The following is a 13,689-nucleotide window of genomic DNA, read 5'->3' as shown; positions in this document are numbered from 1 at the left end:
GCCGCCGTCAGTCCTCGCGGACGTAGTCGGTGGTCAGGACCAGGTCCTTGGCCGGGCCGCCGACCCGCCACACCGTCCGCCAGTGGTCGGCGTCCCGGACGGTGAACTCGCCCCGGTAGAGGTCGGCCGCGCACGGATGGTCGGCGATGTACCGCCCGGAGGCCAGGTCCAGGTCGTGGAAGGGCCGTCCGTCGGCGAACCGGACGTCCGCCGTGCCCGGCCGCGGCCCCGGCAGGAACCGCAGCGTCCGCTCGGCCGGCCGCGCCACCCCCTGCCAGGTGAACGTCCCCGACTCCTCGTGCAGCAGGCCGCCCCCGTCCAGGGCCCGGAACACCGTGCCGCCCTCGAACCGTCCCTCGGTCCCGCCCGCCAGGTCCCGCACGGTCCGCTCGACGCGCCACCGTCCGGCCAGATGTGCCAGCACGTCCGGCACCGGCCAGAACCCGCCCTCGTGCCGTTGGGCGGGGTCCTGGCGGCGGCTCCCGGAGGGCGGCGGCGTCTGCATGCCCCGACCCTACGCCCGCCCCGCAGGCGGGCTCACGCCCCCGGTTCGACCGGCAGCAGCCCGCGTTCGGCGAAGACCTTCTTGGCGACCATGGTGGCGTTGAGCGCCCTCGGGAAGCCGCAGTACCCGGCGGAGTGCAGCAGCGCTTCGACGATCTCCTGCGGGGTGAGTCCCGCGTTCAGGGAGAAGTTGATGTGCACCTCCAGCTGGGGCTCGCAGCCGCCCAGCGCGGTGAGCATGCCCAGGGTCACCAACTGCCGGTCCCGGGGCGCCAGTTCCGGCCGGGAGTAGATCTCGCCGAAGCCCCAGGCGACGACCTGGTGGCCCAGCTCGGGGCTGATGTCGGCCAGGGACCCGAGGACCTGCTCCCGGAGCCCGCCGTCGACCTGGCTCATCACGTCGAGGCCGCGGGCGAAACGCTCGTCACGGGTGGTGCTCTCGCTCTTGTCAGCTCGTGCGTCCATGGCAGCACGCTAGGAGTTCGAGTGTGCTCCAGGTCAAGCCGGGCTCGCGGTCAGTTCCCGGCGCGGACGGTCTCCGCGGCGGCCCGCAGCTCGTGGAGCACGGTCCGTACCGCCCGGCGGGCCGCGCGCTCGGGGCGGTGGAGGACGTCGATGTGGCGGTGGGCCTCGATGCCGTCGAGGGGTCGGAGGACGACGCCCGGATGCGGGCGGGACGTCCACCGGGGCATCAGCGCGATCCCGCCGCCCGCGGCGACCATCTCGGCCACCACCGAGGTCTCGTTGACGCGGTGGACGATGTCGAGCCGGTGCCCGGCCGCGGCGGCGATGGCCTCGACGGTCGCCAGCAGCGGGAAGCCGTCGTGCACGGTGATCCAGGGCTCGCCGGAGACGTCCCGGGCGGTCAGGGCGGTCCGCGCGGCCAGCGGATGGCCGGCCGGCAGGGCGATGTCGAGGGGTTCGCGCAGCAGCGGGGTGGCCGTGGCGGTCCGCGGCCAGGGCGGTGCGTGGTCGAGGCGGTGGGCGAGGACCAGGTCGTAGAGGCGGGTCAGCGGCGGGAAGCCGGCTTGGGCCACGTCCTCGTCGTGCAGGGCGAGCCGTGGGGACCCGGCACCCCGCAGCCGTCCCAGCAGCAGCGGATAGAACGCGGCGGCCCCGCTGTGGAAGGCCGCCACCGACACCGTGCCGCCGGGGTCGCCCACGTACTCCTCGACGGTGTGCCGGGCCCGGGCCAGCGCGGTCTCCACCCCGATCGCCGCGTCCGCGAGCGCCTGCCCGGCGGCCGTGAGCACCAGCCGGCGTCCGGAGCGCTCGGTCAGCGGCACCGGCAGGGACCGCTGGAGCAGGCGCAGCTGCTGCGAGATCGCCGAGGGCGTCACCCGCAGCGCCTCGGCGACCGCCGTGACGCTGCCCAGTTCGCCCAGCTCCCGCAGGACGCGCAGCTGCCGTTCGTCCACGCCGTGAGTGTAGCTCCGCTACAAGGTTGTTTGAGCAGGTCGCCGTTTACTTCACGGTGCGGCGCAGGGATCGTGAACGGCATGCCGACCACCCGTCGTACCGATGCGGTGCTCCTGGCCCTCGCCGTCGTCTGGGGCTCCAGCTACCTGACGGCGAAGACGGCCACGGACGCCCTGCCCGTGCCGATCGTCCTCTTCCTGCGCTACGCGATCGGCGCCCTCGTCTGCCTCGCCGCCCTGCGCGGGGCCGGCGCGCTCACCCGGGACGAGCGGCGCTACGGCTCGCTGCTGGGCCTCACCCAGGCCGCCGTCCTCGTCCTGGAGACCTACGGCGTCGCCCACACCAGCGCCGGGAACGCGGGGCTGATCATCAGCCTGACCCTCGTCCTCACCCCGGTCCTGGACCGGGGCCGGCTGCCGGGACGGTTCTTCCTCGCCGTCGCGGTGTGCGTCGCCGGCGTCGCGCTGCTGGTGTCGGGCAACGGGCTGCGCGCTCCCGGCGCCGGTGACCTGCTGATGCTCGGGGCGGCCGTGGTCCGGGCCGGGCACGTGGTGCTGGTGGGGCGGGTGACCGCGGGCCGGGCCGTGCGGCCGTTCCAGGTGACGGCCGTGCAGACCGTCGTCGGCGCGGTCCTCTTCCTGCTGCCCGCGGCGCCCGGACTGCCGGTGCTGGCGCGGACCGGCGCCGTCACCTGGGTCCAGCTGGTCTACCTGGCCCTGGCGTGCGGTCTGGGCGCGTTCCTCGCCCAGACCTGGGCGGTCCAGCGCACCTCCGCGACCCGGGCCAGCCTGCTCCTGGGCACCGAACCGGTGTGGGCCCTGCTGGCCGGCGTCTGCCTCGGCGGCGAACGCCTCACCGCGCTCGCCGTGCTGGGAGCGGCGCTGATCGTCGCGGGGACCTACGGGGCCCAGTCCGTCGAACGCGCCCTGCGGACGGCCTCCGCGGCGGCGGTGCCCGGCACCGCACCCGACCGCGCGGACACGGACCTGTCCCGGGCCCGTTAACCAGGAAAACACCTTCCTGAAATCTTCGGTTTCCTTTGAGGTCGCGAATTCTTTCCGATATCACCTGCGGATTCGGAATCCGACTTATTACTTCGCGCGCGAAACACAACCGTCAGGAACTTCTGCCCGTCTAAGTCGGCGAATCACCGACCGACGGGGAGTACACCCCCGTATTTCTCTGGGGGCCGCACCGCATGAATCGCACGATGTCGACCGGGCGCGAACAGGAGGTGAAACCGGCGCAGGACGACGAACGGGGAATACGCCCCGTACGACGTCCCGCCGATCCGCGCCGGGCGGCGGCCCTGCTCGCCGCGCTCCTCACCACCGCCACGCTCTGCGCCGCCGACGTCGTGGCCGGCAGCTACCCCTTCGGCTCCCGCACGCGTGACGTCAACGACCTCGGCAACCAGTACGTGCCCTTCCACGCCCACCTGTGGGACCTGCTGCACGGCAGGGCCGACGGCGGGATCCTCTTCAACTGGCAGTCCGGCTACGGCTCCAGCTTCCTGCCGGACGTCGGCACCTACCTCAGCAGCCCCTTCGCCCTGCTGGTCGGGGTCTTCCCGCGCGACGAGATCGACCTCGCGGTGTACGTGATCACCGTGCTGAAGACGGCGGTCGCCGGCGCCGCCATGGCCTGGCTGCTGCTCAGCCTGCGACGCGGCCACTGGTGGGCGGCCGGGATCCTCGGCACCTCCTACGCCCTGTGCGGCTGGAGCCTCGCCCTCGCCTCCTTCAACCCCATGTGGCTGGACGGGCTGATCGCACTGCCGCTGCTCTGCCTGGTCGGGGAGTGGACCCTGACCGGCCGGCGCCCGCTGCTCGGCGTCCTGGTCGTCGCGCTCGCCTGGACCGCCAACTTCTACACCGCCTACATGGCCACCCTCGGCGCCGCCCTGGTGCTGCTGCTCCGGCTGGTGCTCGCCGCGCCGCCCCGGCGACGCGCCCTCGCGGTGGCGGGCCGGGCCGCGGCGACCGTCGCACTGGGCGCCGGCCTGGCCGCGCCGCTGGTGCTCGTCGTCTACTACGGCACCCGGCACGCCTACCCGGGCCGCGCGGGCCGCTTCGCCCCGGTCGGCACCGAGGACCTGCTGGCCCGGCTGCTGCCGACCACCTACAGCTACAACTCCCCGGCTCTCTACGTCGGCATCACCGCGCTGGTCCTCGCCCTGGCCCTGCCCTTCCACCGGAAGGTCCCGGTCCGGGTGCGGGCGGGCTGGACCGCGCTGGTGCTCGCCGTGGGCCTGTCCCTGCAGTGGGCGCCGACCAGCCTGGCCTGGCACGCCTTCGCGGCCCCGAACGGCAGCTCCTACCGGCAGGCCTTCGTCCTGTGCGCCCTGCTGGTGATGGCCGCCTGGCAGTCCGTGGCGCACGGGCTGCCGGACCGGCGGGCCCTCGGCGCGGCTGCCGTCCTCCTGGCCCTGCTCACCGCCGTCGCCGGCCGCAGCCCGCTGACCCGGCACCACTCCCACCACACCTGGCCGGTGCTGCTGCTGGCGGTCGCCGGCGCGCTCGGCGGGCTGGCGCTGCTGAGCCTCAAGGGCGGCCGGCCCGCCGTCGCCGGAGTCGCCGTCGCGCTGCTGATCGGCGGCCAGGTCGGCGAGGCCGCCGCCACCGCGGCCGTCGACACCGGCGCGCGCCTGGGCCAGATGGACGACTACGCGCCCTGGGGAGAGCGCCAGCAGCGGGAGGCGGACGCCGTCGCCGGGGCCGACGCCTGGCCGGGATACCGCACCGAACCCGGCCGCTACCAGACCGTCGCCAACGACCCGATGGCGGTCGGCGGCCAGGGCTCCCAGTACTACAGCAGCCTCACCTCCGACGTCCTCAGCCGTACCCTCACCGCGCTCGGCGGCGGCTGGACCTCGCGCGGCCGCAGCCTGCAGAGCCTCGACAACCCCGTCACCGACGCGGTCTTCTCGGTGGGCGCCCGGGTGCACAACCCGCCGGACCCGCACCAGAAGTGGCTGCCGCAGGGCGGCGGCCCGTCGACCGTCACCCGCGAGGACGTCCCGCCGCTGGTCACCGTGCGCCCGGCCGCGCCGCGCAGCACCCCGGCGAGCTTCGGCCCCTCGCCGTACCGCAACCAGGAACTGCTGCTCGGCGCCCGCGTCTACACCCTGCCCCGCACCACCCTCAGCGGCACTCCCCGCGGCGACGCGGCGCGCGGCCTGCTGATCGGCAGGGACCGGACGCTCACCGCGCGGTGCAGGCCGGGCAGCGAGGCGTTCCTGTGGGCGCCGCACTACTCCGGTACGGCACGGGCGGACGGCGGCGAGCAGCAGCTGTACCGGTCCGACGCCCAGGGCACGAAGATCGCCGCGATGCAGCCGCTCGGCACGGTCCCGGCCTCCGGCGAGGTGCGCGTCGCCCTGACGCCGGACCGGCTCTCCCGCGTCCCGGCGCGGGGCGCGGTCGGCTGCCTGGACACCGCGAAGCTGCGCGCCGCCGTGCGGGGACTGAAGGCGACCGGCGCCACCGAGGTGACCGTCGGCGACGGCACCCTGCACGCCCGGCTCCCCGCCGGCAGCACCGGCACCGCCGTCGTGGCCGCACCGCGGATCGCCGGCTGGCGCTGCTCCACCGGCGGCGCCGAGACCGCGGCCGGCGAGTTCCACGGCCTGATCGCCGTCCCGCTGCCCGCCTCCGCCACCAGCCTCACCTGCACGTTCCACCCGCCCGGCCTGCGCCTGGGCACAGCCGTCGGCGGCGCCTCGCTGCTGACCCTCATCCTGCTCGGCACCGTCTCGGCCGTACGCCGCAGATCCGCCGTCCGCTCCGGCGAGCGCATGACCACCGCTCACTGACCCGTCCCCAGGGGGAGAACCCATGCTGATATCGATCGTCGCGCCCTGCTACAACGAGGAGGACGTCATCGAGCGCTTCCACGAACAGGTGCAGAAGATCGCCAACGAACTCCTCCCGCTCGGTCACGACATGGAGTTCGTGTACGTCGACGACGGCAGCCGCGACCGGACCCTGCCCCTGCTCAGCCGGATCGCCGACGGCGACGCGCGGGTCCGGTACGTCTCCTTCAGCCGCAACTTCGGCAAGGAGGCCGCCCTGCTCGCCGGCCTGAAGCACGCCTCCGGCGACGCCGTGATCGTCATGGACGCCGACCTCCAGCACCCGCCGTCGCTGATCGGGCGCATGGTCGAACTCCGCGGCGAGGGCTACGACCAGGTCATCGCCCGGCGCACCCGGCAGGGCGACCGCCTCACCCGCACCTTCACCGCCCGCCTCTACTACCGGCTGATCAACCGGCTCGTCGACGTCGAACTCGTCGACGGCGTCGGCGACTTCCGGCTGATGTCGCGCCGGGTGGTGGACGCGGTCGTGGACCTCACGGAGTACAACCGGTTCTCCAAGGGCCTGTTCGCCTGGGTCGGCTTCCCCAGCACCACCTTCGAGTACGAGAACGCGGTGCGCGAGCACGGCACCAGCTCCTGGTCGTTCCGCAGCCTGCTCAACTACGGGCTCGACGGGCTGCTCTCCTTCAACAACCGGCCGCTGCGCGCCGCGCTCCACCTCGGCATGACCCTGCTGGCCCTGGCCGGCGCGTACACGGCGTGGATCGTGGGCGGAGCGATGATCAACGGCGTCCGGACGCCGGGCTATGTCACCATCATTACAGCCGTCACCGCCCTGGCCGGCGTACAGATGATCATGCTCGGGGTCATCGGCGAGTACACCGGCCGGATCTACTACGAGGTCAAGGGGCGTCCGCACTTCCTGGTGAAGGCGACGAACGTGCACCGAACGGACGACCGCACCCGCGGCACGACGAAGGACCTCATCCCCTGATGCCGAACGCCCTGGCGACCACCGGACCCACCCGCCCGATATCGGGCCAGATCATCACCTTCGCGGTGATCGGGGTCATCAACACGGCGACGTACTACGGCCTCTACCTGCTGTTCCTGATGTATTTGCCGTATCTCGCAGCCCATATTCTCGCGTTTTTGCTGAGCATGATCGGTTCGTTCTTCCTCAACGCGAAGTTCACTTACCGAATACGGCCCACCTGGCGTAAATTCCTGCTGTTCCCGCTCACCAACGCGACGAATTTCGTGATCACCACGGTGGGCGTGTACGTGATCGTCGACGTCCTGCACGCCGGCAGCCGCTTCGCCCCGCTGCTCGCGTCGGCGACGGCGATCCCGGTGACGTTCGTGGTGTCGCGCTGGGTCATGCTGCCGAAGGTGGAGGCGGCGTAGGCGGGGCGAGGATCTCGTCGATCGCGGACCGGATCTCCTCGTCCTCCAGGAACGCGCGGTGGTCCCGGTGCGGAGACAGCCGCCGGTCGGCCTTCCGGGCCGTGTCCAGGGCGGCCCGCACGACCGGTGAGACCGTGCCGACGCGGGCGAGGGCGCGCAGTGCGTCCAGCGAGTGGGCGCAGGAGAAGTCGCCTCCGGCGACGGCCAGGACGATCCTCTCCAGGACGGACCGGCTCGGCTCCGTCCCGCCCGTGATCGACCACAGGGCGACCGCCGCCTCCGCCGCCTCCGTCGCTTCCCAGGGACGGGTGCCGGAGTCGGCCATGAGCTGCCGTACCCGCTCGGCATACGGCAGGGCCGCCGCGCCGAAGCCGCCGAGGAGGCGGACGGTGCCGTACGACCAGTCCCCGGACAGCGCCGCCTCGCCGACGAGCCGCAGCACGGTGTCCCGGTCGCCGGTGAGGCGCCAGGCGGCCCATGCCACCCTCCTGCGCTCGCCGGGATGCTCAAGGACCGTGCAGCCGCGCACGGCGGGCTCGGCGGGCGCCGCGGCCGGTCCCATCGCCGCCAGGGCGTCCACCGCGTCCAGCGAGTTCCGGGCGTCGTTCACCAGGGCCGCCACCTCCGGCAGGGCGGGCGCCGCGGCGGGCCCCCAGGCCGTCAGGACCTTCAGGAAGGCGCGGGTGAGCGGGCCGTCCGCGCCGTCGCCGCGCAGCAGCGCGCGTATCGCGGGCAGCAGGCTCGCCGCGTGCGCCGCCAGCGGGGCCAGCACCTCCTCGGCCTCCGGAAGACGTGGATCACCCATGGTGTACGAGCGGTACCCGTCCCGGTGCGGCGCGTGGAGGCGCTCGACCAGTCCCGGCAGGGCGCGGGGGTCACCGATGCGGGCCAGCGCCCAGCGGGCGTGATCACCGACGGTGCCCTCCATGGCATCGGGCTCGTCGGCCTCGCCGGGGTCGTCCCGCAGCCCGGCCAGGGTGTCCGCGTAGGGGGCCGACCGCTTTCCCAGGACCGCGAGCAGGTGGGCCGCCCGGTAGCGCACACCGGCGTCCGGGTCGCCCAGCAGCTCTCCGGCGAGGGGCAGCAGCTCGGCGGCCGCGGAGGGCCGCACCACCAGCAGTCGCCAGGCCTCGTCCAGCGCGGCCCGGCACAGCGGCGCGTCGCCCGTCCGGCGCGCCGCGCCGACGAGCCGGACGAGGAAGCGGAGGGCGGGCGGCCGGGCGTCGTCGAACAGCGCGGCGGACCAGGCGACGAGGTCCCGGCGACGGAAGGCGTCGTCGATGTCCGGCACGCACCAGACGTCCTCGAACCGAGGGTTCAGGGACGGGTCGGAGAGGGTGCCGACCAGCAGGTCCAGCTCCCGGACCGGCGCCTCGGTGTCGAACTCGGCCCAGGCGTGCACGGCCGCGACCCGCATGACGTCGGGGCCGGTCCGCAGGACCTCCCGCACCACGGCGCGCACCCGGTCCACGGCCTCGGCGCAGTGCCCCGCGGCGGTGCCCAGCGCGAGCAGCAGGGGCAGTCGCACCGTCAGGTCCGTCTCGGCCTCCCACCGTTCCAGCAGCACGCCGACCCCGTCCGCGAGGGGCAGTGCCTCCCTCCGCACCACGGGATCGGGGTCGGTGAGCAGTCTCCGCAACGCCGGCCGCAGGCGCCCCCACGTCTCGTGCCACCCCGGATCCGTCCCGTCCGGTTCGGGCGCCGCCGTCCTGGACAGGTGCACCAGCAGCTGCACGAGCCGGTTCCGGGCGCCCAGGGCCGGATCGCCGGCGAGGGCGGCGATGCAGGGCAGGGCGGCGGTCGAGGCGGACGTCAGGCCCTCGGGGCGGGGCGCGATGTGCTCGTACAGGGCGTCGCAGTCCTCTTCCGTCGCCGCTCCGCCCTTGTTCCTCAGGTGCAGGAGGCCCCGTCGCATCTCCGCGGTGAGACGATCCCAGCCGGCGGACCCCACGGGGCCCCACGGTGCGGTGTCGAACGCCTCGGCCGTCGTGTCGGTCATGCCCTCCCCTGCGATCCCGGCGGTCCGGCCCCCCGCCGGACTCCCCGCCATCGTAGGGCGGCCGCGGGTCCCGGCGGGATCACCGCGGCGGGCCCGGCCCGGACTCCTCGTATCTCCTGGACGCGAGGTGGACACCGGGAGGCCACGGGGAGGACGTTCTCCGGTGCCGGCTCCTGGGCATCATCGCCATGCCGCGCTCCGTCGCACGACAGGGCTCCGTTGCATAAAAGTGCATGGAACCGTATAGTCATGCCATCTTGAGGAGGATGGACATGGCGGTACGTGCGGCGGTTGCCGGAGCGAGCGGATATGCGGGCGGAGAGGTCCTGCGACTGCTGCTCGCGCACCCCGAGGTCGAGATCGGTGCCCTGACCGGCAACTCCAACGCCGGGCAACGCCTGGGCGCGCTCCAGCCGCACCTGCTGCCGCTGGCCGACCGGACGCTGACCGCGACGACCGCCGAGGCCCTCGCCGGGCACGACGTCGTCTTCCTCGCCCTGCCGCACGGCCAGTCCGCCGCCGTCGCCGAACAGCTCGGCCCGGACGTCCTCGTCATCGACATGGGCGCCGACTTCCGGCTGCGCGACCCGGCCGACTGGGAGCGTTTCTACGGCTCCCCGCACGCCGGCACCTGGCCCTACGGCCTCCCCGAACTGCCGGGTGCCCGCGCCGCGCTGGAGGGGTCCAGGCGCATCGCGGTACCCGGTTGCTACCCCACCGCCGTCTCCCTCGCCCTGTATCCGGCCTACGCCGCCGGCATCGCCGAGCCCGAGGCGGTGATCGTCGCCGCGTCCGGCACCTCCGGCGCGGGCAAGACGCCCAAGCCGCACCTGCTGGGCAGCGAGGTCATGGGCTCCATGACCCCCTACGGCGTCGGCGGCGGCCACCGGCACACCCCGGAGATCGTCCAGAACCTCGGCGCGGTCGCGGGGGAGCGGATCGCCGTCTCCTTCACGCCGACCCTCGCGCCGATGCCCCGCGGCATCCTCGCCACCTGCAACGTCGCCGCGCGCAGCGGGGTGACGGCCGAGTCCGTGCGGACCGCCTACGAGAAGGCCTACGCCGACGAGCCGTTCGTCCGCCTGCTCCCCGAGGGCCAGTGGCCCGCCACGGCGTCCGTCCACGGTTCCAACGCCGTTCAGGTGCAGGTCGCGTACGACGACGCCGTCGGCCGCATCATCGCGATCAGCGCCATCGACAACCTGACCAAGGGCACCGCCGGTGGTGCCGTCCAGAGCATGAACCTCGCCCTGGGTCTCGCCGAGACCACCGGGCTGACCACGATCGGAGTTGCGCCGTGAGCGTGACGGCAGCGAAGGGATTCACGGCCGCGGGCATCGCCGCCGGGATCAAGCAGAACGGCAGTCCCGACCTGGCCCTCGTGGTCAACGACGGACCCCGCCGTGCCGCCGCGGGCGTCTTCACCTCCAACCGCGTGAAGGCCGCGCCGGTGCTCTGGTCCGAGCAGGTCCTCAAGAGCGGCCAGGTATCGGCCGTCGTCCTCAACTCCGGCGGCGCCAACGCCTGCACCGGCCCCAAGGGCTTCCAGGACAGCCACGCCACGGCCGAGAAGGCCGGCGAGGTCCTCGGGCGCGGCGCCATCGAGATCGCCGTCTGCTCCACCGGCCTGATCGGCGTGCTGCTGCCCATGGACAAGCTGCTGCCGGGCGTCGAGACCGCCGCCGCCGCGCTCAGCGAGCACGGCGGCGAGAAGGCCGCCATCGCCATCAAGACCACCGACACCGTGCACAAGACGTCCGTGGTGACCAAGGACGGCTGGACCGTCGGCGGCATGGCCAAGGGCGCCGGCATGCTCGCCCCGGGCCTGGCCACCATGCTGGTCGTGCTCACCACGGACGCCGTCGCCGGGGACGAGGTCCTGGACAAGGCGCTCCGGGCCGCCACCCGCACCACCTTCGACCGCGTCGACTCCGACGGCTGCATGTCCACCAACGACACCGTGCTGCTGCTCGCCTCCGGATCCTCCGGGATCACCCCGGACTACGAGGAGTTCGCCGAGGCCGTACGGCAGGTCTGCGACGACCTCGGCCAGCAGCTGATCAGGGACGCCGAGGGCGCCAGCAAGGACATCAAGGTCGAGGTGGTCAACGCGGCCAGCGAGGACGACGCCGTCGAGGTCGGCCGCTCCATCGCCCGCAACAACCTCCTCAAGTGCGCCATCCACGGCGAGGACCCGAACTGGGGCCGCGTGCTCTCCGCGATCGGCACCACCCGGGCCGCCTTCGAGCCCGACCGACTCAACGTCGCCATCAACGGCGTCTGGGTCTGCCAGAACGGCGGCGTCGGCGAGGACCGCGACCAGGTCGACATGCGCTACCGCGAGGTGCACATCGTCGCCGACCTCGCGGCCGGCTCCGAGACCGCCACGATCTGGACCAACGACCTGACCGCCGACTACGTCCACGAGAACAGCGCCTACTCCTCATGAGCACCACGCGAAAGCACACCGCGCTCCCCAAGGCGCAGACCCTCATCGAGGCGCTGCCCTGGCTGGTCCGTCACAACGGCAGGACCGTCGTGATCAAGTTCGGCGGCAACGCCATGATCGACGAGGAACTCAAGGCGGCCTTCGCCCAGGACGTCGTCTTCCTGCACCACGCCGGCCTCAAGCCGGTCGTCGTGCACGGCGGCGGCCCGCAGATCAGCGCCGCCCTCGACCGGCACGGCATCGTCAGCGAGTTCAAGGCCGGCCTCAGGGTCACCACCGAGGACGCCATGGACGTCGTACGGATGGTGCTCGCCGGACAGGTGCAGCGCGAGCTGGTCAACCTGCTCAACCAGCACGGCCCGCTGGCCGTCGGGCTGACCGGCGAGGACGCCCACACCATCAGCGCCACCAAGCACACGCCCGAGATCGACGGCGAACGCGTCGACATCGGGCGGGTCGGCGAGATCACCGCGATCGACACGGGCGCGATCGAGGCCCTGCTCGCCGACGGCCGGATCCCGGTCGTCTCCTCGATCGCCCGCTCCCAGGACGACGGACATGTCTACAACGTCAATGCTGATACGGCGGCTGCGGCACTCGCTGCTGCGCTGGGCGCCGAGACCCTCATGGTCCTCACCGACGTCGAGGGCCTTTACGAGGACTGGCCGCACTCCGACGAGGTGATCAGCCGCCTCACCGCTTCCCAACTGGAGAAGCTGCTGCCGGAACTCAGCTCCGGCATGGTGCCGAAGATGGAGGGCTGCCTGCACGCCGTACGCAACGGCGTCACCACCGCCCGCGTCATCGACGGCCGGGTCCAGCACTCGATCCTGCTGGAGATCTTCACGGACGAAGGCATCGGCACGATGGTCGTGCCCGACCCGGAGGGGGAGTCATGAGCAATGAGGAACTGACCACGCGCTGGCAGGGCGCGCTCATGAACAACTACGGCACGCCGCGGCTGCCCCTGGTGCGCGGCGAGGGCGTCAGGGTCTGGGACACCGAGGGCCGGCCCTACCTCGACTTCGTCGGCGGCATCGCCACCAACGCCCTCGGCCACGCCCACCCCGCGATCGTCGAGGCCGTGAGCGGGCAGATCGCCTCCCTCGGCCACATCTCCAACTTCTTCATGGCCGAACCCACCGTCACCCTCGCCGAACGGCTGCTCCAGCTCTTCGGCCGCGACGGCCGGGTCTTCTTCTGCAACTCCGGAGCCGAGGCCAACGAGGCCGCGTTCAAGATCGGCCGGCTGACCGGGCGGACCCACATGGTCGCCACCGACGGCGGCTTCCACGGCCGCACCATGGGCGCCCTCGCGCTCACCGGCCAGCCCGCCAAGCAGGACCCGTTCCGCCCGCTGCCCGCCGACGTCACCCACGTGCCCTACGGCGACGCGCAGGCGCTGGCCGCCGCCGTCACCGAGGACACCGCCCTGGTCGTCATCGAGCCCGTGCAGGGCGAGAACGGCGTGGTCGTGCCGCCGGCCGGCTACCTGAAGGCGGCCCGCGCCATCACCGCCGCCACCGGCGCGCTGCTCGTCCTGGACGAGGTGCAGACCGGCATCGGCCGCACCGGCACCTGGTTCGAGTACCAGGCCCACGAAGGCGTGCTGCCCGACGTCGTCACCCTCGCCAAGCAGCTCGGCGGCGGGCTGCCGCTCGGCGCCACCGTGGCCTTCGGCCGCGCCGCCGACCTCCTGGGGCCCGGCCACCACGGCACGACCTTCGGCGGCAACCCGGTCGCCTGCGCCGCCGGCCTCGCCGTACTCGACACCATCGAGAACGAGGGCTTGCTGGAGAACGTCAAGCGGCAGAGCGAGAGGTTGCGGGACGGAATCGAGGGTCTCGGCCACCGGTTGATCGATTATGTCCGGGGCGCGGGTCTCCTCCTGGGTATCGTGCTCACCGAGCCGCTGGCGGTCCAGGTGCAGCAGGCGGCTCAGGAGGCCGGGTTCCTGGTGAACGCGCCCGCCCCCGACGTCGTACGGCTGATGCCCCCGCTGAACCTTCGCGACGACGAGGCGGACGCCCTGCTGCGGGCCCTGCCCGGCATCCTCGACGCAGCGAGCGGGGACGGACGATCCGGAGAATGAGA

Annotated in this window: 12 protein-coding genes; 8 read left to right on the top strand and 4 right to left on the bottom strand. The window is 73.1% G+C overall.

Going from position 1 to position 13,689, the window contains the following annotated elements:
• Positions 1–7: 7 nt before the first annotated feature.
• The 3 genes from ACIQOE_RS30680 to ACIQOE_RS30670 are packed head-to-tail and all read right to left on the bottom strand — an operon-like array spanning position 8 to position 1,922.
• Entirely contained in the window at positions 8–505 is a 498-nt protein-coding gene (locus ACIQOE_RS30680; RefSeq protein WP_365573560.1) for a DUF6314 family protein, read from the bottom strand.
• A gap of 32 nt (positions 506–537) precedes the next feature.
• The gene (locus tag ACIQOE_RS30675) at positions 538–969 is read right to left on the bottom strand and encodes a carboxymuconolactone decarboxylase family protein (protein WP_351320314.1); all 432 of its coding nucleotides are present in this window, start codon (positions 967–969) and stop codon (positions 538–540) included.
• Between the two features lie 50 nt (positions 970–1,019).
• Entirely contained in the window at positions 1,020–1,922 is a 903-nt protein-coding gene (locus tag ACIQOE_RS30670; protein WP_365573562.1) for a LysR family transcriptional regulator, read from the bottom strand.
• A gap of 81 nt (positions 1,923–2,003) precedes the next feature.
• Between ACIQOE_RS30670 and ACIQOE_RS30665 the strand changes: the two genes are divergently transcribed.
• The 4 genes from ACIQOE_RS30665 (at position 2,004) to ACIQOE_RS30650 (ending at position 7,147) form a co-directional block, all read left to right on the top strand.
• Positions 2,004–2,927 carry a DMT family transporter gene (locus ACIQOE_RS30665; protein ID WP_351320309.1) on the top strand — a complete coding sequence of 308 codons (924 nt, stop codon included), beginning with the start codon at positions 2,004–2,006 and terminating at the stop codon, positions 2,925–2,927.
• A 206-nt stretch (positions 2,928–3,133) separates the two neighbouring features.
• Entirely contained in the window at positions 3,134–5,737 is a 2,604-nt protein-coding gene (locus ACIQOE_RS30660; protein WP_401414897.1) for a YfhO family protein, read from the top strand.
• Between the two features lie 22 nt (positions 5,738–5,759).
• Entirely contained in the window at positions 5,760–6,734 is a 975-nt protein-coding gene (locus tag ACIQOE_RS30655; RefSeq protein WP_351320305.1) for a glycosyltransferase family 2 protein, read from the top strand.
• Positions 6,734–7,147 carry a GtrA family protein gene (locus ACIQOE_RS30650; protein ID WP_351320303.1) on the top strand — a complete coding sequence of 138 codons (414 nt, stop codon included), beginning with the start codon at positions 6,734–6,736 and terminating at the stop codon, positions 7,145–7,147. Before ACIQOE_RS30655 ends, ACIQOE_RS30650 begins: the two co-directional genes overlap by 1 nt.
• Here ACIQOE_RS30650 and ACIQOE_RS30645 read toward each other — a convergent pair.
• Positions 7,119–9,146, bottom strand: coding sequence for a hypothetical protein (locus ACIQOE_RS30645; RefSeq protein ID WP_401414894.1), 2,028 nt, complete (start codon positions 9,144–9,146; stop codon positions 7,119–7,121). The genes ACIQOE_RS30650 and ACIQOE_RS30645 overlap by 29 nt on opposite strands.
• A gap of 272 nt (positions 9,147–9,418) precedes the next feature.
• Between ACIQOE_RS30645 and argC the strand changes: the two genes are divergently transcribed.
• Genes argC through ACIQOE_RS30625 form a run of 4 tightly spaced genes read left to right on the top strand, consistent with a single transcriptional unit; the run spans position 9,419 to position 13,687 of the window.
• Positions 9,419–10,447, top strand: a complete 1,029-nt coding sequence (argC, locus tag ACIQOE_RS30640) for an N-acetyl-gamma-glutamyl-phosphate reductase (RefSeq protein WP_351320301.1) — start codon at positions 9,419–9,421, stop codon at positions 10,445–10,447.
• The gene (gene argJ, locus ACIQOE_RS30635; RefSeq protein WP_365557994.1) at positions 10,444–11,595 is read left to right on the top strand and encodes a bifunctional glutamate N-acetyltransferase/amino-acid acetyltransferase ArgJ; all 1,152 of its coding nucleotides are present in this window, start codon (positions 10,444–10,446) and stop codon (positions 11,593–11,595) included. Before argC ends, argJ begins: the two co-directional genes overlap by 4 nt.
• Positions 11,592–12,494 carry an acetylglutamate kinase gene (gene argB / locus ACIQOE_RS30630; RefSeq protein ID WP_351320297.1) on the top strand — a complete coding sequence of 301 codons (903 nt, stop codon included), beginning with the start codon at positions 11,592–11,594 and terminating at the stop codon, positions 12,492–12,494. The genes argJ and argB overlap by 4 nt, the downstream gene beginning before the upstream one ends.
• A complete protein-coding gene (locus ACIQOE_RS30625) occupies positions 12,491–13,687 on the top strand; it encodes an acetylornithine transaminase (RefSeq protein WP_351320295.1) in 1,197 nt (398 codons plus the stop codon). The genes argB and ACIQOE_RS30625 overlap by 4 nt, the downstream gene beginning before the upstream one ends.
• Positions 13,688–13,689 lie beyond the last annotated feature (2 nt).

Source organism: Streptomyces sp. NPDC091282, from assembly GCF_044757385.1.
Lineage (GTDB): Bacteria > Actinomycetota > Actinomycetes > Streptomycetales > Streptomycetaceae > Streptomyces > Streptomyces gramineus.
The sequence above is the reverse complement of the archived record's forward strand: the minus strand, read 5'-3'. Positions and strand labels throughout refer to the sequence as shown.